The 26,417-nt window shown below is 69.7% G+C and carries 24 protein-coding genes; 15 read left to right on the top strand and 9 right to left on the bottom strand.

All coding sequences use genetic code 11. From position 1 onward, the window contains the following. Positions 1-34: 34 nt before the first annotated feature. Positions 35-334 carry a DUF3263 domain-containing protein gene (locus tag ACWCSU_RS50960; RefSeq protein ID WP_449944490.1) on the bottom strand — a complete coding sequence of 100 codons (300 nt, stop codon included), beginning with the start codon at positions 332-334 and terminating at the stop codon, positions 35-37. A gap of 120 nt (positions 335-454) precedes the next feature. Between ACWCSU_RS50960 and ACWCSU_RS50955 the strand changes: the two genes are divergently transcribed. From ACWCSU_RS50955 to ACWCSU_RS50935, 5 genes are all read left to right on the top strand, one after another. Continuing rightward, positions 455-1,270 (top strand): SAM hydrolase/SAM-dependent halogenase family protein, encoded by an 816-nt coding sequence (locus tag ACWCSU_RS50955; protein WP_357696654.1) that lies wholly within the window; start codon positions 455-457, stop codon positions 1,268-1,270. Between the two features lie 138 nt (positions 1,271-1,408). Then, a complete protein-coding gene (locus ACWCSU_RS50950; protein WP_449944487.1) occupies positions 1,409-1,966 on the top strand; it encodes a hypothetical protein in 558 nt (185 codons plus the stop codon). Next, the gene (locus tag ACWCSU_RS50945; protein ID WP_449944484.1) at positions 1,963-3,147 is read left to right on the top strand and encodes a S8 family serine peptidase; all 1,185 of its coding nucleotides are present in this window, start codon (positions 1,963-1,965) and stop codon (positions 3,145-3,147) included. Before ACWCSU_RS50950 ends, ACWCSU_RS50945 begins: the two co-directional genes overlap by 4 nt. 26 nt (positions 3,148-3,173) lie before the next feature. Continuing rightward, on the top strand, positions 3,174-3,581 hold the full coding sequence (locus tag ACWCSU_RS50940) for a Zn-ribbon domain-containing OB-fold protein (protein ID WP_449944482.1): 408 nt from the start codon (positions 3,174-3,176) through the stop codon (positions 3,579-3,581). Continuing rightward, positions 3,578-4,765 (top strand): lipid-transfer protein, encoded by a 1,188-nt coding sequence (locus tag ACWCSU_RS50935; RefSeq protein ID WP_449944480.1) that lies wholly within the window; start codon positions 3,578-3,580, stop codon positions 4,763-4,765. Before ACWCSU_RS50940 ends, ACWCSU_RS50935 begins: the two co-directional genes overlap by 4 nt. Positions 4,766-4,802: 37 nt before the next feature. On the opposite strand, the gene ACWCSU_RS50930 is transcribed toward ACWCSU_RS50935, so the two are convergent. The 5 genes from ACWCSU_RS50930 to ACWCSU_RS50910 all read right to left on the bottom strand — a co-directional run bounded on the left by ACWCSU_RS50930 (position 4,803) and on the right by ACWCSU_RS50910 (position 10,535). Further along, positions 4,803-5,819, bottom strand: a complete 1,017-nt coding sequence (locus ACWCSU_RS50930; RefSeq protein ID WP_357710891.1) for an ABC transporter ATP-binding protein — start codon at positions 5,817-5,819, stop codon at positions 4,803-4,805. Continuing rightward, entirely contained in the window at positions 5,803-6,840 is a 1,038-nt protein-coding gene (locus ACWCSU_RS50925; protein ID WP_357710888.1) for an ABC transporter ATP-binding protein, read from the bottom strand. The genes ACWCSU_RS50930 and ACWCSU_RS50925 overlap by 17 nt, the downstream gene beginning before the upstream one ends. A 13-nt stretch (positions 6,841-6,853) precedes the next feature. Next, a complete protein-coding gene (locus tag ACWCSU_RS50920) occupies positions 6,854-7,834 on the bottom strand; it encodes an ABC transporter permease (protein WP_357710886.1) in 981 nt (326 codons plus the stop codon). After that, positions 7,827-8,771 (bottom strand): ABC transporter permease, encoded by a 945-nt coding sequence (locus ACWCSU_RS50915; protein ID WP_364095486.1) that lies wholly within the window; start codon positions 8,769-8,771, stop codon positions 7,827-7,829. Before ACWCSU_RS50915 ends, ACWCSU_RS50920 begins: the two co-directional genes overlap by 8 nt. Before the next feature lie 129 nt (positions 8,772-8,900). Further along, on the bottom strand, positions 8,901-10,535 hold the full coding sequence (locus tag ACWCSU_RS50910; RefSeq protein WP_125649362.1) for a peptide ABC transporter substrate-binding protein: 1,635 nt from the start codon (positions 10,533-10,535) through the stop codon (positions 8,901-8,903). Positions 10,536-11,005: 470 nt separating this feature from the next. On the opposite strand from ACWCSU_RS50910, the gene ACWCSU_RS50905 reads away from it, so the two are divergent. The 3 genes from ACWCSU_RS50905 to ACWCSU_RS50895 all read left to right on the top strand — a co-directional run bounded on the left by ACWCSU_RS50905 (position 11,006) and on the right by ACWCSU_RS50895 (position 13,084). Next, the gene (locus tag ACWCSU_RS50905; RefSeq protein WP_449944475.1) at positions 11,006-11,941 is read left to right on the top strand and encodes an ABC transporter permease; all 936 of its coding nucleotides are present in this window, start codon (positions 11,006-11,008) and stop codon (positions 11,939-11,941) included. Continuing rightward, positions 11,934-12,800, top strand: coding sequence for an ABC transporter ATP-binding protein (locus ACWCSU_RS50900; protein WP_357710875.1), 867 nt, complete (start codon positions 11,934-11,936; stop codon positions 12,798-12,800). The genes ACWCSU_RS50905 and ACWCSU_RS50900 overlap by 8 nt, the downstream gene beginning before the upstream one ends. 128 nt (positions 12,801-12,928) lie before the next feature. Next, the gene (locus tag ACWCSU_RS50895; protein WP_357710873.1) at positions 12,929-13,084 is read left to right on the top strand and encodes a hypothetical protein; all 156 of its coding nucleotides are present in this window, start codon (positions 12,929-12,931) and stop codon (positions 13,082-13,084) included. 522 nt (positions 13,085-13,606) lie between these two features. Here ACWCSU_RS50895 and ACWCSU_RS50890 read toward each other — a convergent pair. Continuing rightward, the gene (locus tag ACWCSU_RS50890) at positions 13,607-14,527 is read right to left on the bottom strand and encodes a hypothetical protein (protein ID WP_357710806.1); all 921 of its coding nucleotides are present in this window, start codon (positions 14,525-14,527) and stop codon (positions 13,607-13,609) included. Positions 14,528-14,992: 465 nt separating this feature from the next. Then, positions 14,993-16,309, bottom strand: a complete 1,317-nt coding sequence (locus tag ACWCSU_RS50885) for a KamA family radical SAM protein (protein ID WP_357710804.1) — start codon at positions 16,307-16,309, stop codon at positions 14,993-14,995. A 177-nt stretch (positions 16,310-16,486) separates the two neighbouring features. Between ACWCSU_RS50885 and ACWCSU_RS50880 the strand changes: the two genes are divergently transcribed. The 5 genes from ACWCSU_RS50880 (at position 16,487) to ACWCSU_RS50860 (ending at position 23,735) form a co-directional block, all read left to right on the top strand. Beyond that, positions 16,487-17,047, top strand: coding sequence for a DUF1707 SHOCT-like domain-containing protein (locus ACWCSU_RS50880; RefSeq protein ID WP_357710801.1), 561 nt, complete (start codon positions 16,487-16,489; stop codon positions 17,045-17,047). Positions 17,048-17,203: 156 nt separating this feature from the next. Further along, on the top strand, positions 17,204-18,223 hold the full coding sequence (plsX, locus tag ACWCSU_RS50875) for a phosphate acyltransferase PlsX (protein ID WP_449944471.1): 1,020 nt from the start codon (positions 17,204-17,206) through the stop codon (positions 18,221-18,223). Between the two features lie 41 nt (positions 18,224-18,264). After that, positions 18,265-20,556 (top strand): HAD-IC family P-type ATPase, encoded by a 2,292-nt coding sequence (locus tag ACWCSU_RS50870; RefSeq protein WP_449944468.1) that lies wholly within the window; start codon positions 18,265-18,267, stop codon positions 20,554-20,556. Further along, positions 20,553-22,280, top strand: a complete 1,728-nt coding sequence (argS, locus tag ACWCSU_RS50865; RefSeq protein WP_357710794.1) for an arginine--tRNA ligase — start codon at positions 20,553-20,555, stop codon at positions 22,278-22,280. Before ACWCSU_RS50870 ends, argS begins: the two co-directional genes overlap by 4 nt. Before the next feature lie 120 nt (positions 22,281-22,400). Further along, complete coding sequence (locus ACWCSU_RS50860; RefSeq protein ID WP_449944465.1) at positions 22,401-23,735, top strand: hypothetical protein; 1,335 nt, start codon at positions 22,401-22,403, stop codon at positions 23,733-23,735. A gap of 6 nt (positions 23,736-23,741) precedes the next feature. Here the strand turns inward: ACWCSU_RS50860 and ACWCSU_RS50855 are convergent, their stop codons facing one another. Then, on the bottom strand, positions 23,742-24,125 hold the full coding sequence (locus tag ACWCSU_RS50855) for a cell division protein SepF (protein WP_352320833.1): 384 nt from the start codon (positions 24,123-24,125) through the stop codon (positions 23,742-23,744). Between the two features lie 170 nt (positions 24,126-24,295). Here ACWCSU_RS50855 and ACWCSU_RS50850 point away from each other — a divergent pair, with 170 nt between their 5' ends. Next, positions 24,296-25,066: a PhzF family phenazine biosynthesis protein gene (locus ACWCSU_RS50850; protein WP_449944462.1), complete on the top strand. Its 771-nt coding sequence runs from the start codon at positions 24,296-24,298 to the stop codon at positions 25,064-25,066. 338 nt (positions 25,067-25,404) lie between these two features. Next, complete coding sequence (locus tag ACWCSU_RS50845) at positions 25,405-25,809, top strand: MerR family transcriptional regulator (RefSeq protein ID WP_449944459.1); 405 nt, start codon at positions 25,405-25,407, stop codon at positions 25,807-25,809. Positions 25,810-26,417 lie beyond the last annotated feature (608 nt).

Raw genomic sequence — 26,417 nt, 5'->3', positions numbered from 1 at the left:
GGATGTTCCTCACGCGGCTGCCGTACCCAGCCGGTCAGGGGCGCATGCCGAGCCGTCTCGCCGCACGGTCACGCTGACGGGTGGAGCGCAACCTTCGCAACCGTTTGACCAGCATCGGGTCCTGCTCCAGCGCCTCCGGTCTGTCGATCAACTCGCCGAGCAACTGGTAGTAGCGGGTGGCCGAGAACCCGAAGGTCTCCTTGATGGCCTGCTCCTTGGCGCCCGCGTGACGCCACCATTGGCGTTCGAAGGCGAGGAGTTCGAGATCGCGGTCGGTGAAGGGCGGTCTGGACGGTTCCTGGGCAGCACTGTCACCGCTGAGCGGTGCTCCCATGATGTCCTCCTCGGGAAGGGGCGTGCGACGATCACATCGCACGCGTCGCGGCCCGTGGCCAATCGTAATGTGCGATGTGCGGCTGTTCACGGCGGATTGCCGGACGTACAGTCACGAAATGTGACCCCAGTCATCACGCTCCTCACGGACTACGGGCTCGAAGACGGCTTCGTGGCCGCCTGCCACGGAGTGATCGCCGGGATCGCGCCCCAGGCGCGGGTGATCGACGTGAGCCACCTGGTCCCGTCCGGCGACGTTCGGCGTGGCGCGGCCATCCTCGCCCAGACCATCCCCTACCTCCCGGCGGGCGTGCACATCGGCGCGGTCGACCCCGGCGTGGGCGGCGCGCGGCGGTCGGTGGCGGTCGAGGCGGGCGGCCGGGTGTTCGTCGGCCCCGACAACGGCCTGCTGTCCTGGGCGGTGCACGCCAGCGGCGGCGCGCGGGCCGCGTACGCGCTCAGCAACGAGGAGCTCTTCCTGCGGCCGGTGTCGCCCACCTTCCACGGCCGGGACGTCTTCTCGCCGGTCGCCGGGCGGCTGGCCGGCGGCCTGGACCCGGCCGAGCTGGGCCCCCCGGTGCCGGTCGAGCGGCTGGTCTCGCTGCCCGCGCCGACCTCGCTGCTGCGGGAGGGCTCGGTCGAGGGCGAGGTCGTCTCGGTGGACCGCCACGGCAACACGCAGTTGTCGATCGCGGCGGGCGACCTGGACGCGCTGGGCGTCCAGGTGGGCGACACGCTGGGGGTGTGGCTCGGGCGGCGGCGGCTCGCGATGCCCTTCCGCACGTCGTTCGCGGCGGTGCCGCCGGGCGAGCTGGTGGCGTTCACGGACTCGGCGGGGCTGATCGCCATCGCGGTCAACTTCGGGGACGCGGCGCAGCGGCTGGGGCTCCCCCCTGGGGCACATGTCCGACTTTCGCCCACACCGCAGGGCGAATGACCGCATAACTACAATTACTCCGCGTATCGGGCTGTTTACCGAAGCGTCGGAACGACTCGCCGGCCACGTGCCAGAATGCACGGCAGATCGGGCGTCCCTCCTCTCCCGTTCGAGGTTGACGTGTACCAACTGTCCGTTGTGCTGCTCTCCATCCTGTCCGTGTTCTGGCCGCAGGCAGACGCGCCCGTGCCGGAGCGCTGGCACGCCTGGCCGGTGGCGCGGATCTTCCCGCTGGCCGTTCCCGGCGTCAGCCCGTCGGGGGCCAGGGTGACGTACGTGCTGGCGGGGGTGGCCCCCGAGGCGCCGTGCCGGGTGGCGTTCCAGCCCGCCGCGGTGCGGCCCGGCTGCCTGACCGCGCTGCGGGCCACGTACGCCGACAGCACCCAGACGTACGTGGCCACCGTCGGGATCGCCGTGCTCGACGCGCCCTGCCCACGCCCGTGCCCACGCCCGTACGGCGGGGTGCGCCCGGCCACCGTGCGGCCCGTCGCCTTCCCCGGCGGCCCGGCCGAGCGGTTCGGCGAGCGGCAGTACTTCGCCGGGGCGCTGGCCGGCTCCGGCGACCCCTACCTGGTGGCGACGGCCGTGGGGTACGCCGACGGGCGGGCGTACCGGCCGGGCGGACGCGCCGCGCCGCGGCTGCGGGGCGCCGCGCGGCAGCTCGCCGTGGCGTTGCACCGGGCGCTGACCCGATGAGGGTGCTCGCGTCCCTGCTGCCGGCTCTGATCCTGGCGGCCGGGGTCGCGGGCGTGGCGTCCAGCGCCACCGACGACGTGCGGACGGCGGCCTCGCCGAGCGTCCCCGGCGGCGTGGGCGCCGCCGCGCGGGCCCGGCAGTGGCAGCTCCGGGCGCTGCGCCTGCCCGAGGCGTGGCGGGAGAGCAGGGGCGCGGGCGTGCTGGTGGCCGTGCTGGACACCGGGGTGAACGGCCGCCACCCCGACCTGCGGGGCGTCGTGACCCAGGGCCCCGACCTGACCGGCGCGCCCAAGCGCCTGTGGGGGCACCACGGCACCGCCATGGCCGGCCTGATCGCCGGCCGCGGGCACGGCGAGGGACGCACCGAGGGCGTGGTCGGCGTCGCCCCCGCGGCGCGGGTGCTGTCGATCAGGGTCACGCTGGAGAACACCGACCCGCTGCGCGCCGAACGGCGTACCGGCCGCCGCGACGCCCTGGCCGCGGGCATCAGGTACGCGGCCGACCACGGCGCGGACGTGATCAGCATGTCCCTCGGCGGCGGCAGCGGCGCGTGGGAGGGCTCGGCGGCCGAGGAGGAGGCCGTGCAGTACGCGATCGCCCGCGGCGTGGTCCTGGTGGCCTCGGCCGGGAACGACGGCGACACGACCAACAGGAAGAACTTCCCGGCCGCCTACCCGGGCGTCATCGCCGTGGGCGCGGTGGACCGGCGGCTGAGGGTGGCCCCCTTCTCCAACCGCCAGGACTACCTGTCGGTGGTCGCGCCGGGCACCGACATCGTCACGGCCGACGGCGCCGAGGGGTACGTGGCGGGCGACGGCACGAGCTCGGCGGCGGCCATGGTCGCGGGCGTGGCGGCCCTGGTGCGGTCGGCCCATCCGGGGCTGTCGCCGTACCACGTGCGCATGGCCATCGAGCGCGGCGCCAGGAGGCGGCCCACGAGCGGCCACAGCCGCGCCTACGGGCACGGGGTGGCCGACGCGCCGCTCGCCCTGCGGGAGGCCCGGCGGCTGGCGCACGGGACGCTCTCACCGGCCGCCCGGCCCGGCCCGTACTTCGGGCGGGGGCCGGCCGCGCCGCCCGCCTCCAGGGCGCCGGTGGTGGCCGGGATGGTGGTGCTGGCGGCGGCCATGTCGGCGCGGGTGGTCACCACCCGGCGGAGGCGCCGGAGGGATTCACCCTAGCAAGCGCTTGTGTGATACTCCTGGCTATGACCTTAGCGATCGACGGCTGGTTCGCCATCGACGGGGACGGCGCCACCCACCTCATCGGCACCACCTGCCTGACCTGCGGGACCGTCGCCTTCCCGCCGCAGCGGGGCCTGTGCCGCAATCCGCGCTGCGAGGGCGAGGAGACGGCCGAGACCCGGCTGCCGCGGCGCGGGCGGGTCTGGTCCTACACCGACGCCTGCTACCCGCCGCCGGAGCCGTACGTGGCGGCGCGGCCGTACCGGCCGGTCACGCTGGCCGCCGTCGAGCTCGACGGCGCGGGGCTGGTGGTGCTCGGCCAGGTCAAGGACCTCACGGTGAGCGACCTGGAGGTGGGCATGGAGCTGGAGCTCGTCCACGGGCCGCTGGCCGACGGCCCGCTGGTGTGGATGTGGGGGCGGGCCTCGTGAGCGCGGTGGTGGTGCTCGGCGCGGGCATGCACCCGTGGGGCAAGTGGGGACGTCCCTTCGTCGAGTACGGCGTCGCCGCGGCCCGCGCCGCCCTCCGCGACGCCGGGGTGGCCTGGACCGACGTCCAGTACGTGGTGGGGGCCGACACGATCAGGAACGGCTATCCGGGCTTCGTCTCCGGCGCGACCTACGCCCAGGCGCTCGGCTGGACGGGCGCCAGGATCGCCTCCTGCTACGCGGCCTGCGCGTCGGGGGCCCAGGCGGTGGACATCGCGCGCACCAGGATCCTGGCCGGGCTGTGCGACGTGGCGCTCGTGGTGGGCGCCGACTCCACCCCCAAGGGCTTCTTCAAGCCCGTCGGCGGCGACCGGCACGACGACCCCGACTGGTTGCGCTTCCGCCTCCTCGGCGCCGCCAACCCCGCCTACTTCGGCCTCTACGCCCGCCGGCGCATGGCCCTGTACGGCTCCACCAGCGACGACTTCGCCGCCGTCAAGGTCAAGAACGCGCTCGCCGGCTCGCTCAACCCCATGGCCCGCTACCGCGCCCGGGTCACGGCGGAGGAGGTGCTCGCCTCGCCCATGGTGGCCGACCCGCTGCGCCTGATGGACATCTGCGCCACCTCCGACGGCGGCGCCGCGGTCGTCCTGGCCTCGGAGGCGTACGCCAGGCGTCTCGGCGCGACGGCCCCGGTGCGCCTGGCGGCCGTCTCCACGGTGACGCCGACCTTCCCCAACGCGGTCCTGGAGCTGCCGAACTTCGCCACCGACTCCTGCGCCGCCGTCCGCGCGCCGGAGAGGCCGTTCAGGGCCGCGATCGCGCACGCCGCCTACGAGGAGGCCGGCCTGGGCCCCGAGGACGTCTCCTTCGCCGAGGTGTACGACCTGTCCACCGCCCTGGAGCTGGACTGGGTCGAGGACGTCGGCCTGTGCCCGCCGGGCGAGGCGGACAAGCTGCTGCGGGCGGGCGAGACCGCGCTCGGCGGCCGGGTGCCGGTCAACCCGTCGGGCGGCCTGGCCTCCTTCGGCGAGGCGATCCCGGCCCAGGCGATCGCGCAGCTCTGCGAGCTGACGAACCAGCTGCGCGGGGCGGCGGGCGCGCGCCAGGTGCCCGGCGCGCGCGTCGGCCTCGCGGTCAACCAGGGCCTGTTCGGCCACGGCTCGGCCATCGTGGCCACGACATGAGAAGACCCTCCGGGAGCTTTCCCGGAGGGTCTTCAGGTCATCCCGCGTGGACCACGTCGTGCGTCTCGGCGAAGTGACAGGCGCTCTCGTGCCCGGTCCCCGTCCGGATCTGCAGCAACGGCTCCTCCTCCGCGCAGATCTCCTGCGCCTTCCAGCAGCGGGTGCGGAAGCGGCACCCCGACGGCGGGTTGGCGGGCGAGGGCGGGTCGCCCTGCAGGATGATCCGCTCGCGCTGCTCCCGGCCCTCGGGGTCGGGAACCGGCACCGCCGACAGCAGCGCCTGCGTGTACGGATGAGCGGGCTTGTCGTAGATCTCGACGTCCTTGCCGAGCTCCACGAACTTGCCCAGGTACATCACGCCCACCCGGTCGGAGATGTGGCGGACCACCGACAGGTCGTGGGCGATGAAGATGTAGGCCAGGTTGAACTCGTTCTGCAGCCGCTCCAGCAGGTTGATCACCTGGGCCTGGATCGACACGTCCAGCGCCGAGACGGGCTCGTCGCAGACGATGATCTCCGGCTGCAGCGCCAGGCCGCGGGCGATGCCGATGCGCTGCCGCTGGCCGCCCGAGAACTGGTGCGGGTAGCGGTTGATGTGGTCGGGGTTGAGGCCGACGACCTCCAGCAGCTCCTGCACCTTGCGGCGGCGGTCGCCCTTGGGCGCCACCTCCGTGTGGATCTCGTACGGCTCGCCGATGATGTCACCGACGGTCATCCGGGGGTTCAGCGAGGTGTACGGGTCCTGCATCACCATCTGGATGTTGCGGCGCATGCGCTTCAGGTCGCCGCCCCTGGCCTTGGCGATGTCCTTGCCGTTGATCTTCACCGACCCGGAGGTCGGCCGCTCCAACGCCATCAGCACCTTGGCCAGCGTGGACTTGCCGCAGCCCGACTCGCCCACGATGCCCAGGGTCTCGCCCCTGTTCAGATCGAACGACACGCCGTCGACGGCCTTGATCGCGCCGATCTGCTTCTTGAGGACGATGCCCTGGGTCAGGGGGAAGTGCTTGACCAGGTCGCGAACCTCGAGGATGCGCTCACTGCTGCTCGCCATCGAGGACCTCCCTCCAGTAGTGGCAGGCGCTGCCACGCGTGCCGCTGATCTCGTAGAGCTGGGGGGCGCTGGTCACGCAGTTGTCCTGCCGGTACGGGCACCGCGGGTTGAACGCGCATCCGCTCGGCAGGTCGAGCAGGTTGGGCGGCAGACCCTTGATCGCGTACAGCTCCTGGCCCTTGAGGTCGACCCGGGGGATGGACTCCAGCAGACCCTTCGTGTAGGGGTGCCCCGGCGCCCGGTAGATGTCGTGCACAGGGGCGTTCTCCACGATCCGGCCGGCGTACATGACCGAGATCTTGTCGGCCACGTCCGCCACGACGCCCAGGTCGTGGGTGATCAGGATCATGCCCATCTGGCTCTCGCGCTGCAGCTCGGCCAGCAGTTCCATGATCTGCGCCTGGACCGTCACGTCCAGCGCGGTGGTCGGCTCGTCCGCGATCAGGACCTCGGGGTCGAGTGCGATCGACATCGCGATCATGATGCGCTGCCGCATGCCGCCCGAGAACTGGTGCGGATAGTCGTTGACGCGCTGCCGGGCGGCCGGGATGCGGACCTTGTCCATCAGCTCGACGGCCTTGTTCAGGCCGTCACGCTTGGACATGCCGCGGTGTACCCGGAACATCTCGCTGATCTGCCAGCCCACGGTGAACACCGGGTTGAGCGCCGAGAGGGCGTCCTGGAAGACCATCGCGATGCGCTGGCCGCGCACCTGGGTGCGGGCGTCGTCCGAGAGCTTGAGCAGGTCGGTGCCCTTGAAGCGGATCTCGCCCTTGGGGATGACGGCCGGCGGCATGTCCAGGATGCCCATGATCGCCTGAGCGGTCACGGACTTGCCCGAACCGGACTCGCCGAGCACCGCCAGCGTCTCACCGGGGTTGACCGTGTAGCTCACGCCGTTCACCGCGCGCACGACGCCCTGACGCGTACGGAACTCCACGTGCAGGTTGTCCACCGCGAGCAGCGGCTCGTTGCCCAGCCCTCCCTCGGCGGGCAACACGTCTGTCGACGTCTTCTTCACTTGATCCCCCCTTCTACCTGAGCTTCGGATCGAGAGCGTCGCGCACGGCGTCGCCCAGCATGATGAACGCCAGCACCGTGACGCTCAGGAACAGGGCCGGGAAGAACAGCGGCAACGACGCGTCGAGGAACCGCGGCCGGGCGTCGGCGATCATGAGGCCCCACGAGATGTCCGGCGACTGCACGCCGACCCCGAGGAACGACAGCGCCGCCTCCGCCGCGATGTAGCCGCCGAGGTTGATCGTGCTGACCACGATCACCGGCGCCAGCGAGTTCGGCAGCAGGTGCTTGAACATGATCCGCCACTGGCCCGCGCCCACCGCCCGCGCGGCGACCACGAAGTCCTGGCTCTTGGCCGTGATCACCGAGGCCCGCATGATGCGGAACACCATCGGCCATCCGAGCACCGCCAGGGCCGCGATGACCAGCAGGATGCTGTTGATGCCGCTGTCACGGAAGGTGGCGGCGATCAGCAGGGCGCCCAGGATCGGCGGGATGGCGAAGAAGATCTCGGTGACCCGGGAGGAGACCGAGTCGATCACGCCGGCGCGGAAGCCGGCGAAGAGGCCGAGCAGACCGCCCACGATCATGGTGAGGATCGTGGTCGTCACGCCGATCACGATGGAGTTGCGGGCGCCGTAGATCGTCCTGGCGAACACGTCGCAGCCCTGGCTGTCCTTGCCGAACGGGTGTCCCACGCTGGGGAGCTGCCGGGCGGTGGACAGGTCGCAGGTCTGGGCGTTGGTCGGGTCGATCGAGGTGAACAACGACGGCCAGAACGCCATGACCAGCAAAATCGCGATCAGTACCGCGGAGATGATGAACATCGGCCGGCGACGCAGGTCGTACCAGGCGTCGGTCCACAGGCTGGCGGGCTTCTCCTGCTTCTGCTTCCCGCGCCTGCCCTGCTTCTCGGGGGACGGCGGCGCCGGGACCTCCGTGACCAGCGACTTCGCTTCCGGCAGCATGGGCCCGACGTTTGCTTCGTTACTCATAGCGGATCCTCGGGTCGAGCACTGCGTACAACATGTCGACGACCAGGTTGGCCAGGATGTAGATCAGCACCAGCACGGTCACGATGCCCACGACGACCGGTTGTTCTCGCAGCAGGATCGATTGGAACAGCTGGTTGCCGATGCCCGGCAGGTTGAAGATCGTCTCCGTGATGACCGCGCCGCCCATCAGGTTCCCGAGGTCGGCGCCGAGGTAGGTGACCAGCGGGATCAGCGCGTTGCGGAGTCCGTGCCTGCCGATGACGCGGCGTTTGGACAGGCCCTTGGCGGTCGCCGTGCGGATGTAGTCGGCGCGCAGTGTCTCCACCAGGCTCGTCCGCGTCAACCTGGTGAGATAGGCGATCGACGTGCCGGCGAGCACGAAACCGGGCAGCAGATAGCTGCGGAACCCGGCCGAGATGCCCGCCACGGGGAAGATGTCGCTCCCCGTCCACAGCTTGAGCTTGACTCCGAGCACGAGCTGGAGCACGAAGCCCGTCACCAGAGTGGGGACGGAGATCAGCAGCAGCGTCGAGGCGAGGATGGCGGTGTCGGAGGCCTTGCCGCGGCGCAGAGCCGCCCACAGGCCGAGGCCGACGCCGATGATGGCCTCCATGACGAGAGCCGTCAGCGCGAGGTTCAGCGTGACCTGGAACTTGCCGGCCATGAGCTGCGAGACCGGGATCCTGGAGAAGGTGGTTCCGAAGTCTCCGTGCAGGAGCACGCCGCTGAGGTAGTACCAGTACTGCAGCAGCAGCGGGTCATTCAGGTGGTATTGGTCGCGCAGGACCTCGGCCACCGCCGGGTCCAGGCGCTTCTCGCCCGCCAGTGCCTGGATGGGGTCGCCGGGCAGGGCGAAGACGATCGCGAAGATGAGTAGCGTGGCGCCGAGCAGGACGGGTATCGCCTGCAGCAGTCGCCTGATGACATAACGGCCCATTCAAGCCCTCCGGTACATGCGTGGAGGCAGTCACCTTCGTAGCCGCGGTTTGCCCGGCCCCAAGTGACTGCCTCCAAGCTCAGTCCTCCGAGGGGCGGACGGCAAGAGCCGTCCGCCCGGCGAATGACGTCAGGCCTTCTCGATGTCGGCCCACTGAACCTGGTTGAGCAGGTTCAGCTTGACGCCCTTGACCTTGGGGGAGTGTCCGAAGTTGCTCCGGTAGAAGTACACCGGGATGTACGGCATGTCCTTGATCAGGATGTCGTCGGCCTGCTGGTAGAGCTTGAGGCCCTCGGCAGCGTCGGCGGCCTGGTCACCCTTGGCGACGATGTCGTCGAACTCCTTGTTCTCGTAGCCGCCGTAGTTGGAGCCGGTCGAGATGGCCTGGGTGCCGAAGATCGGCGTCAGGTAGTTCTCGGCCGACGGGTAGTCGATCGACCAGCCCATACGGAACAGGCCCTTGTACTTCTTGGCGTCCAGGTCGTCCAGGATGGCCTTGAAGTTCTCGAACGGCTTCGGCGTGACCTCGATGCCCAGGTTGGCGCGGAGGTTGTTGGCGACGGCCTCGATCCACTCCTTGTGGCCGCCGTCGCCGTTGTAGCCGAGTTCGAGCTTGGCCGGGCCCTTGGCGTCGGCGTAGAGCTTCTTCGCCTCGGCCGGGTTGTACGTGCAGGCCGTGCAGGCGCCCTGACGGTAACCGGGGATGGCCGGGTTGATGAAGTCGTCGGCCGGGGCGCGGGTGCCCGCGAAGACCGTCTCGGTGATGGTCTTGCGGTCGATGGCCATGGAGATGGCCTTGCGCACGTCCGGGTTCTTGAACTCGGGGTTGTACTTCAGCGGGACGCCGATGTAACCCACAGAGGCGTCGGGCTCGTCGAAGTAACGGTCGCCGAGGACGGACTTGGCGGTCGCGATCGCCGAGGCGGGCAGCGAGTCGTCCACGTCCAGGTTCTCGGCCTGGAGGTCCTGGAAGGCGGTCTCGGCCGAGCTGTAGATCTTGAACTGCAGCTTGGTCCAGTTCTTCGGCTTGGTGCCGGGGAACTTGTCGTAGACCGTCATGTCGATGGTCTGCGCGCCGCCCTTCTTGTAGGGCTTGTCGACCTTGAAGAGGCCCTGGCCGATCGGCTGCTCGCCGTAGGCCTGGGTCACCTTGCCGTCGGCGCCGAGCGCGGAGGCCGGCAGCGGGTAGAAGGCGGTGTACCCGAGCATCGTCTTGAACTGCGAGAACGGTGCGGACAGCGTCACCTCAAGGGTGCTGTCGTCGACAGCCTTGAGGCCCTTCATCTCCTTGGCCGTCGGCGTCTTGCCCTCGCCCGGGTGGACGTCGGCGAAGCCGTCGATGCGGGAGAAGAAGGCGGAGGAGCTCATGGCGTTGTCCTGGTTGGCGCCATAGTTCCAGGCCCGCGCGTAGTCAGCCGCGGTGACCGGCTTGCCGTCGTGCCAGGTGTAGCCCGACTTGAGCTTGATCGTCCAGACCTTGCTGTCCTGGGTGGTGATCGACTCAGCGGCCTCTTCAACCGGCTGCTTGTTCTCGTCGTACTTGACGAGCGGCGAGAACACCGCGGCGAGGACTTCGGAGCCCTCGGTCTCGGTGGTGTTCAGCGGGTTGAGGAGCTCCTGAGGCTCACCGATCTCCATGCGGACCGGCGTTTCGCCGCCGCCCGCGGCAGTGCCGCCGTCCGAGGCACCGCCGCCACACGCGGCAACCGCGAGGGCGAGCAGCGCGGTACCGGCGACGATCTGTGCGCCCTTAGTAACACGCATGGTGATAAAAATCCTCCCTCTACAGGTGGGCGACAGCGCTGAGCTGCGGTGATGGTAAGCAGCCTGACGGGGGGTTCCTGGTATCCCCCGGATTTGGCTGACATGGTCAAACCAGCCGACGCCCTGCCAGTCGATCGCGACTATCTCTTACTACTTGCCACCAGCGAGTCTCTGGCGCGTTGCAGTTCGGTCACACGTGCGCCAATCCAGCGTCACAGACATTCCACCTGTAAGGATACAAACCGCCCAGGGATGCTCAAACAGGTCAAGCTTCGACGTGAACAGCGGATGAAAATTACCCCCTACAGGACCGTGGTCGCGCCCTTCCCGCCATGGCGTGCCTCGCTGGGCTACGGTTGAGCGAGTCTTGACGGCACCTTGGAACCTGGCGCCCCAAGACTCCGTCCAAGCATCTGCCGCGTCCCTCGCGGCAGGCACCCCACCGACCGGGATCCAATAGAGTCCTTGCCATGAGCCAGCCGGAATCCGCTGTCGCGGACGCCCAGGCGGGCGGCCGAAGCGGGCAGGAGCCGCTGGCCAAGCTCGCCGAGAGATACGGACTTCGTCGTGCCATCGCGCGGCCGAGGTTCCCTGTCTATCTGCGCCAGCTCTGGGAGCGGCGACACTTCATCCTGACGTACGCGACGTCCCGCAACGTCTCGAAGTACTCCAGCTCGGCCCTGGGCCAGCTGTGGCAGGTGCTGACCCCCCTCCTCAACGCCGGCATCTACTACGTGATGTTCGGCGTCATCCTGGGCGGCCGGGGCGGCATCACCAACTACCCGGCCTTCCTGCTGACCGGGATGTTCGTCTTCACCTACACCCAGCGCGTGGTGACCGCGGGCGCCAAGTCGATCTCCGGCAACCTGTCGATGATCCGCGCCCTGCACTTCCCGCGCGCCTCGCTGCCGCTGGCGTACACGATCCAGGAGCTGCAGCAGCTCGCCATCTCCATGGGCGTGCTCCTCGTCATCGTGACGGCCACCGGCGAGTGGCCCACCTGGTTCTGGCTCATGATCCCGGTGGTGCTGGCGCTCCAGACGATGTTCAACATCGGGGCCAGCCTGGTGATCGCGCGGCTGGGCGCCCAGATGCGCGACCTCAACCAGTTGCTGCCGTTCATCACCCGCACCTGGCTCTACGCCTCGGGCGTCTTCTTCTCGATCCAGGACAAGGTGGTCGGCTCCGCCGACCTTCCGCAGTGGGTCGCCGACGTGATGTACCTGAATCCGACGGCCTCCTACATCGAGTGGATGCGCGACATCCTCATCAAGACCCACCACACTCAAAACGGACACAACCCCCCGACTATGGTGTTGGTGTCTTGCGTATTCTGGGCAGTGTTCTCACTCGGCTTCGGCTTCTGGTACTTCTGGCGGTCCGAGGAGAGGTACGGGCGTGGCTGAACTGACCGAGGAGCTGTCACAGGTGAAGGGCGAGGAGCCCGCCGTCCCCGGCAAGGACGTGAGGGTGCACCCCAACCCGGAGCCCCAGGGCAAGCGTCCGCTCGACGTTCCCACGGGCACCCCGACCGTCATCGTCGACGACCTGCACATCGTCTACCGCGTCTACGGCACGGCCACCGACAACGAGAAGGGCAACGCGGTCAACGCCCTCACGCGCCTGCTGAAGCGCCAGGGCCGTCCGCAGATGAAGGAGGTCCACGCCGTCAAGGGCGTGACCTTCGTGGCCTACCACGGCGACGCCATCGGCATCGTGGGCCGCAACGGGTCGGGCAAGTCCACCTTGCTGCGCGCCATCGCCGGCCTCCTGCCGCCGCACGAGGGCGCGGTCTACACCGACGGCCAGCCCTCGCTGCTCGGCGTCAACGCCGCGCTCATGCGCGAGCTGACCGGTGAGCGCAACATCGTCCTCGGCTGCTACGCCATGGGCATGACGCCGGCCGAGGTCAAGGAGAAGTACCAGGAGATCGTCGACTTCTCCGGCATCGACGAGTTCGTCCAGCTGCCCATGTCCACGTACTCGTCGGGCATGGGCGCGCGGTTGCGCTTCGCCATCTCCTCGGCCAAGACCCACGACGTCCTGCTCATCGACGAGGCCCTGGCCACGGGTGACCGCGAGTTCCGCAAGAAGAGCGAGGCCCGCATCCGGCAGATCCGCGAGTCGGCCGGCACGGTCTTCCTGGTCGCCCACGACCTCAAGGTCATCGAGGAGACCTGCAACCGGGTCATCTGGCTGCACAAGGGCAAGATCCGGATGGACGGCGACCCCAAGGAAGTCATCTCCGCCTACAACAAGGGCTGAGCCCGTTTCGATCACCCGTGCGAAACGCGGGTGACTCGCGCGCCGAAACGCTGACAGCGTGACGGGCGTTCCGATAGAATTCGAACGCGGATTCGAACCAAGGAACGCTGATGGAGTGGGGGCGCGCGATGGGAGAGCTTTCGGCCGCGATCGACCACCTGGCCATCGAGGACGTGGCCGAGATGCCCAGAATGCAGCTCGCCGAGCAGCTGCTCGACCTTCACTGGCAGATGGCCCGGCTGCAGGCCCAGATAGCCCGCCGCACCGGCGTCCGGCTGCCCTAGCCGGCCCGGTCGGGCGCGGAGCCGTACGAGGGTGGGGAAAAGAGAAGGCCGCCGACCCCGGATCGGGGCCGGCGGCGGGCTCGGCGCGGCGCCGCTGCCCTGCAGTCAGCGGCGGGACGCGTGTGCGAACCCCGGGCTGAGGCACGTCCGCCCAGACCCGTGGCGGGCCCGTCCGCCCGTGGCGGCGGACCCGCGACCGACGCGCGGCAGTGCCGTCGGGGCGCTCGGCACCTTGTGAGCGCACACCATCGGCCTGTCGCATCGGGGCGACGGCGCCCCCTCGTCCCGCGGGCGTCCACTGACGCCGGGGAGAGCGGGAACGCGCCGTCGTGAACAACCTGGCGCATGAACGCGGGCTGCCGCACGGCCGTCACGGCCGGTTCGCGAGCATCGGCACCTTATGACGCCGGCGAACCGTCGCACCGGCCCTCGGCGGGCCGCGTCCGCGCATCGTCACGGCATGTCCGGGACGCACCCGCGCGGGTCACATCCTGAACACGTCCGGTACGCGCCGCGCTCGCGTCAGTTGCGCACCCCGGAGCCGTGCACCGAGCTCGTCAGCGCCTCGGTGCTCCAACCCAGGGCGGACATCATGTCGCTGTAGGAGCCGGCGGCCTTGGAGCCGTTGGACGAGACGAAGCCCGCGGTGTCCTGCATGAGCGGGGTGATCTCGTCGACGGAGGCGGTCTGGGTGGTGCCCGGCAGCGCCTCGACGACCGGCGCGGCCTCGACCGGGGCGACGTGCCCGACCATCGGGGCCAGCTCGGCGCTCGAAGCGTGCGGCAGGGCCATCCTGGCGGCACGGGTCAGCCCGCCCATGCCGGACTCGCTGGACAGGTCGCGCAGCCCCTTGGTGGTGCCCGCCATCGTCGTGCCGGTGGCACCGGCGGTGCCGGCGCCCGTGCCGGGCAGCAGCGCGCCGCCGCCCACCTTGCCCATCGCGCCGCCGACCGAGGCTCCGGCCAGGGCGGTCATCGTGTCCATGGCGCCGCGCAGCGGGGCGCTCGCGCCGGTGAGCTGTCCGTTGCTCTGCGGTGCGCCCTTGACCAGCGGCTGCGCCATGCGGGCGCCGCCGAGCAGCGGCAGCGACTTGGCCAGGCCCTTGCCGCCGCCGCCGACCGACGCGCCGCCGAGGATGGGCGACAGCTCGGGCAGCGGGCCGCTGAAGCGGGTGACGTCCTCGGCCGCGTTCGGCGTCATCGCCAGGCTGGCGCGCCGGTTCTCGTCGGCGATGTCGCGTGCGTGCGCTTCGGCGGCGGCGTCCGACTTGGGCTTGTTGCCGCCGGTCAGACCGCCGAGGCCGCCGCCCAGGCTGCTGAGCAGCCCGCCGCCGAGCAGGCCGCCGATCAGGTCGAGCGGGCCTCCGCTGGTGCCCCCGCCCAGGCCGTCCAGCGGGACGATCTTGGCGGTGTGAGTGAATTGAACTTCTGCTTGAGCTGGCACGGCCAAAGCCGCCGCCAAGCCGAATGCTGTGACGGCAACGGCCGCCTTGACTACTCGATTCATGATTGCCTTCCCGGCTCGTGATCGATCGCTCTCGAATGCGGTGGAAATGCGAATCGATAACCCCCGAATGCCGTGGCGTACACGCTATGGGCACCACACGAAGCGTGCCGTCACGGCTGAGCTACGGAAGCAGTTGTATCACTCACCGTGATGGCCCGCAGGCGACCGGAAAGCCCATGTAGCAGGGTTTGCAGCCCGGTTACCGAGTAAAGGGGGAGCGTTGAGCGGAGAGACAAAACGGGAAATACCCCGGTTTTGATTTGGATTCTGCGCGGACCCGATCATGATCAGATCCGCGACGACGGCGTGCGCCCGCACGGCCCGCGAACAAGTGGTCGCATTAACAAATGTCACGGGCCGGGGGCGCACAATTCAGCGGTGGTGGTACGACAACGCGACCACTCAGATGGGCAGCAGCGCTTCGGCCGGCTCGAACGGAAAACGCTCGGCGAACGCCGGCCGCAGATCCGACAGCCAGACCGCCGACGGGTCGTACCGGGCGAAGAACGGCCGCCCGACCAGCTCGGGGTCGCGGGCCTGGATGAGGTGGAGCACGAAGACGCGCTCACCGGCGATCTCGGTGACGCCGTCCACGCACACCTTGCCCGGCGTGGCCGACATGGACGGCCCCCGGACCGTACGGCAGAGCCCGGAGACGGTCGAGTACGCGTCCCTGAAGATCTCGTACGCGCGGGCCAGCGGGACCGCGAAGTAGTCCTGCGGCCCGGTGTCGCGCTCGACGAACATGTAGTAGGGAATCAGCCCCATCCGCAGCTGCCGCCGCCACATCGACGACCACACGGCGGGATCGTCGTTGATGGACCTGATCAGCGGCGCCTGGGTCCTGATCGTGGCCCCGCTGCCGAGGATGCGTTCGACCGCCGACTCCACCAGCGGCGACTCAAGCTCCCGCGGATGCGAGAAGTGGGCCATGAACGCCAGGTTCTTGCCGGCCTTCACCACCTCCTGGAACAGGCCGAGCGTGGCGTCGGCGTCGGGATCGGTGGTGAAGCGCTGCGGCCAGTAGGCCAGTGCCTTGGTGCCGATCCTGATCGATTCGAGCTGGTCGAGGCCGAGCAGCGGCTCGATGTAGCGCCGGATGACCGGCTCGCCCATGATCATGGCGTCGCCGCCGGTGATCAGGACGCTGGTGACCTCGGGATGCCGGCGGATGTAGGACACCATCCGGTCGATGTCGTCGGAGGCGAACTTCAGGTCCGCGTCCCCGATGAACTGCGCCCACCGGAAGCAGTAGGTGCAGTAGGCGTGACAGGTCTGCCCCTGTTTAGGGAAGAAGAGCACTGTCTCTGGATATTTGTGCTGCATGCCCGGCACGGGCTCGTCGCCGATCCTCGGGACGTTGAGCTCCTTCTGACCGGCGGGATGCGGGTTGAGCTGGGCGCGTACGCGGTTGGCCTCGGCCTGGATCTCGCTGTTGGGCGCCTCGGCCTTGAGCAGATCGGCCAGCCTCGCCACGTCCGCGGCGGGCAGCATGTCCTCCTGAGGGAAGACGAGGCGGTAGATGGGGTCGTCGGGCGCCGCCGACCAATCTATGAGTTCATCCACGACGTAGGCGTTCGTCCGGAAGGGCAGCACCGTGGCCACGGCCCGGACCTTCAGCCGCGCCTCGTCGTCCAGCCCCGCACGTCGCAGGAGCTCGTCGAGGTGCTTGGACGTGTACGCCTTGAAGCGTCGGGTGCCTGCCTGGTTCAAGATCACTAGGCCTTTCCCATCTTTTTTGTTCGATCGCCGGTAAACCTCACGACCCTGTCGCGCGTCTACGGTCCTTAATATCCGGACGCGACGCGCCGCGTCCCCGGTTCCGCTGGGCTCCAAGTTTCCTTGCAGGTTCGCGACACTCGCGACATATCGCGATCCCGCATACACTGATTTATCGTGACCGAGGATCTCGACCTGCGCGCCTCCGACGCCGACCGCGACCGCGTGGCGGCCCTGCTGGGCGACGCGCTCGCCACCGGAAGACTGACCAGCGTCGAGCATGCCGACCGTCTGGAGATCGCCTACACGGCGAAGACGATCGGCGAGCTCGTCCCCCTCACCCGGGACCTGCCCCAGGTGTCCACCCCGTCCGCCCTGCCCGAGGCCATCGAGCACCAGGTGATCAGCTCGAAGTTCAGCAAGATCGTGCGTAAGGGGCGCTGGGTCGCGTCCCGGCGCACCAAGCTGTCGGCCCGCTTCGGCGCCCTCGTCATCGACCTGTCCGACGCCGTGCTCCCCGGGCGGGAGATCACGATCGAGACCGACGCCAAGTTCAGCAAGATGATCGTCCGGGTGCCGGAGAACGCCCACGTGATCGACGAGGGCAGCTCCGTCTTCGGCAAACGGAACGTGAGCGGCGGCTCGGCCGGCGACGGCCCGCTGATCCGGGTCACCGGCTCGTCGAAGTTCTCCAAGGTCATCGTGACCCGCGGCCTGGACGACTGGAACCTCCACTGACGGGCGTCCCCGTGAATGGAAGCGCCACGCCGGGGAAGCAGGGAGGTCCACCCGCCGGTTGACGTGACCTCCGGCCTGCCTACGATGCGGACATACACGAGCCCGCGCACCGGCCCGGCCGGCGACGGCGGGCTCGCCTGTCCCACGAGGTGACCATTGTCCGACAGCAGGCCCATCGCGCTCGACGCCATGGGAGGCGACCACGCCCCCCACGAGATCGTGGCCGGCGCGGTCCACGCCGTACGGGAGCGCGGGCTCCCCGTCGTGCTCGTCGGCTCACCCCGCATCCTGTACGAGGCCCTGGCCGACCACGACGCCACCAAAGAGGTCCCCATCGTCCGGGCGGAGGAGGCCCTGGCCATGGACGAAGGCGCCCTGGCCAGCCTGCGCCGCCCGAGGTCCAGCATCGCCATCGCCTGCCACCTCGTCCGCCGCGGCGACGCCTCGGCCGTGGTGTCGGCCGGCTCGACCGCGGGCATCGTCGCCACCGGCCGGCTGCGGCTCAAGGCCCAGCAGGGCGTCCTGCGCCCGGCCATCGCCGTGGCGCTCCCGACGCTCCCCACCCCCACCCTGCTCGTGGACGCCGGCGCCAACGCCGAGGTCAAACCGGAGATGCTGGTGCAGTTCGCCCACCTCGGCGCGGCCTACGCCGAGCTGGCCTACGACATCCCCGAGCCCAGGATCGGCCTGCTCACCATCGGCAGCGAGCCGGAGAAGGGCAACAAGCTCGTCAAACGCGCCCACGAGCTGCTCCAGGCCTCCCCCGGCATCCGCTTCACCGGTAACGTCGAGGGCACCGACCTCCTCACCGGCAAGGTGGACGTCATCACCACGGACGGCTTCACCGGCAACGTGGCACTCAAGACCATGGAAGGCGCGGTCCGGTACGCGTTCGGCGAGCTGGCCGAGACCATCGGCGAGAGCCGGATCGCCAAGTTCGGCGCGCTCATGCAACGCGGCCGCCTGCGCGAGCTGCGCAGACGCCTTGACGCCGAGGCCCACGGCGGCGCCGTCCTGCTCGGGCTGAACGGGACGGTGGTGATCGCCCACGGCTCCTCCAGGGCGCCCGCGATCAGCGCCGCCTGCCAGGTCGCCGCCGACCTCTCCGCGGGCGGCATCGTCTCCAGGATCGGCGACAGGGTCGCCGCCACACATCGCTCACACAGGCTCTGGTGACGCCGTAGTGTGTGAGACCGATCCACAGGAACGGGGGAAATGTGGACGGCCTCACCTCAGCACAGGTCGCGGGGGCGAAGACCAACGAGGTGCCGCGGCGGTCGAGCAGATCGCTCAGCGCGATCATCAGGGCGAACGTCTTCACCCTGTTCAACCTGGTCATCGGCGTGCTCTGGGCGCTGATCCTGATCTTCGGTGAGTGGCAGGACGGCCTGTTCGGGCTGGTGATCGTGGCCAACGCGCTGATCGGCATCGTCCAGGAGCTGCGCGCCAAACGCACCCTCGACAAGCTGGCAGTGATCAACGAGGCGCCGGTCCGCGTCCGCCGTGACGGCCGGGAGCAGCAGGTCGAGCCACGCCGGATCGTCCTCGGCGACCTGATCCTGCTCGGCTCGGGCGACCGCCTCCTGGTCGACGGCGAGGTCGTCGCCTCCGACGGCCTGGAGATCGACGAGTCGCTGCTGACCGGCGAGGCCGACCCGGTGCACAAGAAGCCCGGCGACGAGGTGCTGTCGGGCAGCTTCGCGGTGGCCGGCTCCGGCGCGTACGTCGCCACCCGCGTCGGCACCGACGCCTACGCCGTGCGGCTGGCGGAGGAGGCCAGCAAGTTCCACCTGGCCCACTCCGAGCTGCGCGAGGGCGTGGCCAACTTCATCAAGTACATCACCTGGCTGGTCATCCCGATCGGCGCCCTGCTGATCTTCAGCCAGCTGCACAACTCCGCCGACTTCCGCACCGCCATCACCGGCGCGGTCGCCGGCATCGTCACCATGATCCCCGAGGGCCTGGTGCTGATGACCTCGATCGCGTTCGCCGTCGGGGTCATCCGTCTCGGCCGGCGCAAGTGCCTGGTCCAGGAGCTGCCCGCGATCGAGGGGCTGGCCAGGGTCGACGTGCTCTGCCTGGACAAGACCGGCACCCTCACCGCCGGCGGCATGGACCTCGACCAGGTGCTCCCGCTGCGCGACGGCCACCCCGTCGAGCCCGCGCTGGCCGCCCTGGCCCACCTCGACGCCCACCCCAACGCCACCGCCCAGGCCATCCGGGCCCGCTACCCCGCACCCTCCGACGGCTGGACGGCGGCCTCGGCCGTGCCCTTCTCCTCGGCCCGCAAGTGGAGCGGCGCCGACTTCGGCCGGCACGGCGCCTGGCTGCTGGGCGCGCCCGACGTCCTGCTGCACGACGGCGACGGCTACGACAAGGCCGCCGAGCTGGCCGCCACCGGCACCCGCGTCCTCGTCCTGTGCCGTACGCACGACCTGCGGGCCGCCGAGAACGGCGAGGCCGTCGAGCCCGTCGCGCTGGTCACCCTCGCGCAGAAGATCAGGCCCGACGCCCTCAAGACCCTCGGCTACTTCGCCAAGCAGGGCGTCACCGTCAAGGTGATCTCCGGCGACAACCCCGAGGCGGTCTCCGCCATCGCCATGAGCCTGAAGATCCCGGACGGCGACCGTTCCGTCGACGCCAGGACGCTCCCCCAGGACGACCCCGCCAAGCTCGGCGAGCTGCTCGACTCCCACACCGTGTTCGGCCGGGTCAGCCCGCAGCAGAAACGGCAGTTCGTCGGCGCGCTGCAGGCCCGCGGGCACACCGTGGCCATGACCGGCGACGGCGTCAACGACGTCCTCGCGCTCAAGGACGCCGACCTCGGCATCGCCATGGGCGCGGGCAGCCCTGCCACCAAGGCGGTGGCCCAGGTGGTGCTGCTGGACAACAGGTTCGCCACGCTCCCGCACGTCGTCGGCGAGGGCCGCCGGGTGCTGGCCAACATCGAACGCGTCTCCAACCTCTTCCTCACCAAGACCTTCTACGCGATCGTGCTGTCGCTGGCCGTCGGCGTGGCCGGGGTGATGTTCCCGTTCGCGCCCCGCCACTCGACCCTCACCAACGCGCTGACCATCGGCATCCCGGCGTTCTTCCTGGCGCTCGCGCCCACGCTCGAACGGGCGCGGCCGGGGTTCGTCCGGCGGGTGCTGCGCTTCGCCGTACCGGCGGGGGTGTTGTGCGCGGTCGCGGTGCTGCTGTCGTTCTGGGCCGCGCACAGCGGCACCTCCACCCTGACCGAGGACCAGACGTCCGCGGTGATCACGCTCTTCCTCACCACGTGGTGGGTGCTCGTGCTGATCACCAGGCCGCTCAACTGGTGGCGGATCGCGCTGCTGGCGTCCATGGCGGGGCTCTTCGCACTCGCCCTCGCGCTGCCTCCCGTCAGGGAGTTCTTCGCCCTCGCGCCCGGCGACATGAGCAACGACCTGACGGCCGTCGGCATCGCCCTGGTGGCTGCCGCGGCGATCAGCATCGCGGTCAAGGTCGCCGGTACCCTTAGAACATGACCGACCCGCAGATAGTGCTCACCGAGCGCGTCCAGCAGGCGCTGGCCAACGCGTTCGGTGCCGAGCACGCCGACGCAGACCCGCTGATCCGGCCCTCACAGTTCGCCGACTTCCAGGCGAACGTCGCGTTGAGCCTGGCCAAGCGCCTGCGACGGGCCCCGCGGGAGGTCGCCGAGGCGATCAGAGCAGAGTTGTCCGACTTCCCCGGCACGGTCGAGGTCAGCGGCCCCGGCTTCCTCAACATCACGCTCGCCGACTCCTGGATCGAGTCCCAGACCGCGGGCATGCGCGACGACAGTCGCCTCGGCGTCGGCACGATCACGCCCGCGCAGACCGTGGTGATCGACTACTCCGCGCCCAACGCGGCCAAGGAGATGCACGTCGGCCACCTGCGCACCACCATCGTCGGCGACTCGCTGGCCCGCCTGCACGAACACCTCGGCAACAAGGTGATCAGGCAGAACCACCTCGGCGACTGGGGCACCCCGTTCGGCATGCTCATCGAGCACCTGCTCGACATCGGCGAGCCGGCCGCGGTCGCCCAGCTCGAAGCGGGCATGGGCACCGAGTTCTACCAGGCGGCGCGGGCCAAGTTCGACGCCGACGAGGGCTTCAAGCAGCGTGCCCGGGTCCGGGTCACCACCCTCCAGTCGGGCGACCCCGCCACCATGCGCCTGTGGCACGTCTTCATGGACGCCACCGTCCGCTACTTCAACAAGGTCTACTCCCTGCTCGGTGTCACGCTGACCGACGCCGACCTGGCGGGCGAGAGCATGTACAACCCCATGCTGGAGAGGACCTGCGACGATCTTGAGTCGTCGGGCGTGGCCGTCCACAGCGAGGGCGCGCTCTGCCTGTTCCCGCCCGGCTTCACCGGCTCCGACGACAAGCCCCTGCCGCTCATCATCAGGAAGAGCGACGGCGGCTACGGCTACGCCTCCACCGACATGGCGGCGATCCGCTACCGCGTCCACGACCTGAAGGCCGACCGTATCCTCTACGTCGTGGGCGCCGACCAGGCCCTGCACTTCCGCATGGTCTTCGCCTCCGCGCAGATGGCCGGCTGGCTGCCCGACACGGTCTCGGCCGAGCACGTCCAGATCGGCATGATGCTGGGCAAGGACGGCCGCCGCTTCAAGACCAGGTCGGGCGAGTCCATCAAGCTGATGGACCTGCTCCAGGAGGGCGTCGAGCGGGCCACGGCGGCCATCGCCGAACGCGGCTACGACGAGGCCACCCGGAACGAGATCGCCCTCTCCGTCGGCATGGGCGCGGTGAAGTACGCCGACCTGTCGGTCAGCCACGACAGCGAATACGTCTTCGACTACGACCGCATGCTGGGCTTCACCGGCAACACCGGCCCCTACATGCAGTACGCCACGGCCCGTATCCGCTCCATCTTCCGCAAGGCGGACATGGCCCCGGCGGACGCCACGTCCCCGATCCTCCTGGGCGACCCCGCCGAGCGCGCCCTGGCCCTCCACCTGCTGGGCTTCGGCACGCTCATCGAAGAGGTCACCGTCCGGTCCGAGCCCCACCGGCTGTGCAACTTCCTCTTCGAGGCGGCGAGCCTGTACAGCACGTTCTACGAGCAGTGCCCGGTGCTGCGGTCCGACGTCGAGCCCGAGGTCCGCGCCTCGCGGCTGGCCCTGTGCGCGCTGACCCTGCGCGTGCTCGAAACCGGCCTCGACCTTCTGGGCGTCCCCGTCCCCGACCGCATGTAACAGGCAGTTGACTCAAAGTCTCCCGTTCCGTCGTGGGCGCGCCTCCACCTGGTTGGCGCGCCCTAACGGCTAGGCTTTACGCGGTCATGAACTGAGGCCGAAATGGGGGAGTTCTCTGCCTTGAGCACGGACCTGACTGCGAGCCCCCAAGCAGCGACGGAGTTGCAACGCTACGCCGAGGCGCTGCTGGCGCACCTCGCCGCCAACGGCACCGCCCCTCCCGCCGCTCCGGGCTTTCGCGACATACCTGGCCACTGGCTGCCTCCGGCCGTCGAAGCACTGGTCGCCATCCTCGCCGGCGACGACCCGCTCGAACCGCTGAGCAGGGCCGCCGGCCGTGACCAGCAGCAGACCGCGCTCTTCCTGTGCCTGGCGCTGGCGGTCTCCGGGCAGGGCAGCCGCATCCATGCCTCCTGGCTCGGCACGGCCTTCGGCGAGCTGTCGCTCGACCGTCCCGTCACCCACGGGCAGCGCTCGCTCTGGCTGGCCGCCGCCCGCGGTGCCTACGGCCCGGCCGGCAAGATCTTCGTGCTGCGCAAGCTCGACGCGCTGGCCGTGCAGGAGCACGCCGACGTCGAGGAATGGGTGCAGGCGCTGGTGCCCGGCGAGCCCGCGGTCGTCGTGCCGCCGTCGCTGGCCGACTTCCCGGAGATGGCCGAAATCCCCGACCTGGCCCGTCCGGCGGTGGCGGCCGCCCGCCTGTCCAGGCTGCGCGGCCGGTGCGCCGAGATCACCTCGGCGCGGCAGGCCGACCACGACTCCGCAGTCCCGCTCAGCAACAGCTCGGCCAGCCCGGCCGCGTCGTGGGCCGAGGACGAACCGCTGGCGGTCCTGCGCACCCAGATCGGGCAGGGCGGCCCGGCGGGCCCGATGGCCTCGCTGATCTCCCACCTGCTCGACGACCTGCGCCCCGGCGCCGACCCGCACCTGGCCGCCATCGCCCTGCACGTCGCGGCGCCCATCCTGCGCGGCCTGGCCGAGGAGCTCGAAGCCGACAGCCGGTTGACGCCGCCCGCCACGCTGACCGTCCCGCTGCTCGGCCACCGCATCCACCTGCGCCCCGAAGGCCCCGACGAGACCTCGATCGCCACGGCCGAGAACGCCATCCTCACCGAAGGCGTCGTGCCGCGCGGCCGGCCGTGGGCCGCCTTCCTGCTGATCGTGGCGGGTGTCGCATGCCTGGCCGGAGCGGCGTTCAGCGCCTCGCTCCTGCTGGCCGCCGCCGGGGTGGCCATGCTCGGGCTGGGCGGCTGGCAGCTCTGGCAGCGCCACAAGACCGTCGTCGCCGACGCCCGTTACGTGGCCGCCCAGGTCAACGAGCTGAAGGAGCTGGCCGAGGGCGCCGTCTGGGCCCTGCACGCCTACGCCAGAGAAGCGGACGCCCGCGCGAAACAGGCCGCTGACGATGCAGCCGAGCTCACCCGGCTGATTCGTCGCGGCCCGCGCGCTGCGTAGACCTGATCAGGTCGTCTCGATCTCCACGTGCGCCGGCGCGAGCAGGAACACGCGGTCGGCGATGCGCTCGATCCGCCCCTCGCAACCGAACGCGAGCCCGGCGGCGAAGTCGACCATCCTCGTCGCCTCGGGCATCGCCATGCCCGTGACGTCCATGATCACCGTCTGCCCGTCACGGAAGTGCTGACCGATCAACGGTGCGTCGTTGTACTTGAGCGGCTGGACCATCACGATGCGCGACGCGTCGACGTTCGCGCGCCACCGCCGGGCGGCACGCTCCGTCGCCGGAACGTACTCGTCCTCGTAGTGCTCGTCGTCGTCATAGCCGTCGTCGTAGTGATCGACCCCGCTCAGGCCAAGGTAGTTCACCACCTTGCGCACTGCCCCCATCGGCTTGTCCTTTCCTCAGGAACTCACCGTAATCGGCACGTCCCTACACATTGGACGGTAACCGACGATTCCGCATTCGCCACGCGACACGCCCAGCCCTAATTCCATTTTGTACGGCTTGCAACCTGCTTGCATCTGGATATCCGTCCCCCCCGTATAGCATCGGCCACATGCGCCTGTTCACTGTAGACGCCTTCACCGACACAGCTTTCAAGGGTAATCCCGCAGGTGTCTGCCTGCTGGACTCTCCGGTTACTGATGGCTGGATGCAGAGCGTAGCCGCCGAGATGAACCTCTCCGAGACCGCCTTCCTGCTCGGCGATTCCCTACGGTGGTTCACCCCTGTGGTCGAGGTCACTCTCTGCGGTCATGCCACGCTGGCGACCGCTCACGTTCTGTATTCGACCGGGGCCGCCACCGGACCGGTCGAATTCCGCACGGCCGGCGGAACGCTAACCGTGAATCGCGCCACAGGAGACCTCATCACGATGGATTTCCCGGCCAAGCAGGTGACGCCCGTCACGGTTCCCGACGGCCTGGAGAATGCGCTCGGAGCCGCAGCGGTGGAGGTCCGGAAAAGCGACCTGGACCTGCTGGTCGAGGTCGATTCAGAGGAGACGGTACGCTCCCTGCGCCCCGACATCCCGGCCCTGTCGGCAGTGGACGCCCGCGGTGTCATCGTCACCGCCCGCGGCACCGGCACGGATTTCGTCTCACGATTCTTCGCTCCCAAAGTCGGCATTCCGGAGGATCCGGTGACGGGCTCGGCCCACTGCGCCCTGTCCCCGTACTGGTCCGCGCGCCTCGGCCGCACCGCGCTGACCGGCGCGCAACTCTCCGCAAGAGGGGGCCTGGTGCACACCCGCCTTGACGGCGACCGTGTCCACCTCGCCGGCCATGCCGTGACGATCCTCACCGGCACACTCCTCACGCCCAGGTAAAAACTTCCTTACCTTCCTTGCTTCCCTCCCCTCAGCTCTCTAACCTGCAAACCGTGTTGGAGGTTAGCTCCCACGGCAGAGGCAGGAGGCTCGGAACCATGCCGCCGACGGACGGCCCACGCTTCGACGTCCCTGCCGTCCGAAGCGTCAGCACCCACCGCGAGGATGCGCACGTTGGCCAGACGTGTCCCCATCGAAACACCTCGACTCCAGCCGTCCTCGAACGCGTCAGGCCCGCAAGGTGACGAACCGGCGCGACGACACAAAGGCCATCCGGGCCTGACCCGGCACCGGGGCACCAGTGATCCCGGCCCCGCCCCGAACCCGAGGAGGCCACGATGCCCGAGCTGCCCTTCGACGACGAACACGCCCCGCTCTACTCCCTGGGCCAGGTCGCCGAGATGCTCCAGGTCCGCCAGGCCTACCTCCGCCGCCTGGACGAACACGACGTCATCAGCCCCAGCCGCTCATCCGGCGGCCAACGCCGCTACTCCCGCGCCGACATCATGACCGTCCGGCACGTGACCGACCTCGCCGACCAGGGCATGACGCTGATCGCCATCCGCCGCATCCTGGAACTCGAACGCGAACTCGCCGACGCCCGCCGGCAACTGCAAGAAGCCCGGGGCCACCTCACCAACACACCCCCACCACCCCAGGAGGACACCGAACGCCCTGCCAGTCACCACACACTGCCCCAGGCCGCGCCAAGACCAAGCCCTGACCCGCTGAGTCGGCGGTAAGAGCTAGGGGCCGAGCATGCACATCGCAGAATGTGCCGCTGAAGGAAGCCTCATTGAGCCCGCGCTCTGACGGCCCGGAGCAGCCCCAGCCACATCGTCGTAGAGCGACTGACCCCTCGCCCACCCCACGCTCCCGAGGGACCTCGTCATCTCCCAGGGAGCCGCCGACGCGCCGCCCGAAACGCCCACCAGCGGCGAGCCATCCGCGACGACCGAATCCCAGAGCTGACACCAAGACCGAGCCGCCATCGACAGCTGCCTGCCATTCCAGTTACACCGACCGAAGCCGGCCCCGACCCCAGGACCCCAGACCTCAGCCTTGCCACCCACAGAAGCCAGATAGCGTCCCACACACGCCACACAGTCCACCGACGCCCAGCATGCGCCGGCCTCTCAGGCCGCCCAGCTGGCTGCGCCGCCTCCAAGCACCTACACCCCACCCGCGGCCGCCCCACGCTGACGAGCCCACACACCCGCTGAACAGAACCAGACGACGCCCGCCAACACCCCCACAACGCAAAGAAGGCCCCACACAACCGTGTGGGGCCTTCTTTGAAAGATTGTCCGGCGGTGACCTACTCTCCCACACCCTCCCGAGTGCAGTACCA

This window comes from Nonomuraea sp. NPDC001699 (assembly GCF_053596455.1).
Note: the sequence above shows the minus strand (reverse complement) of the source record. Positions and strands in the feature narration are given on the sequence as shown.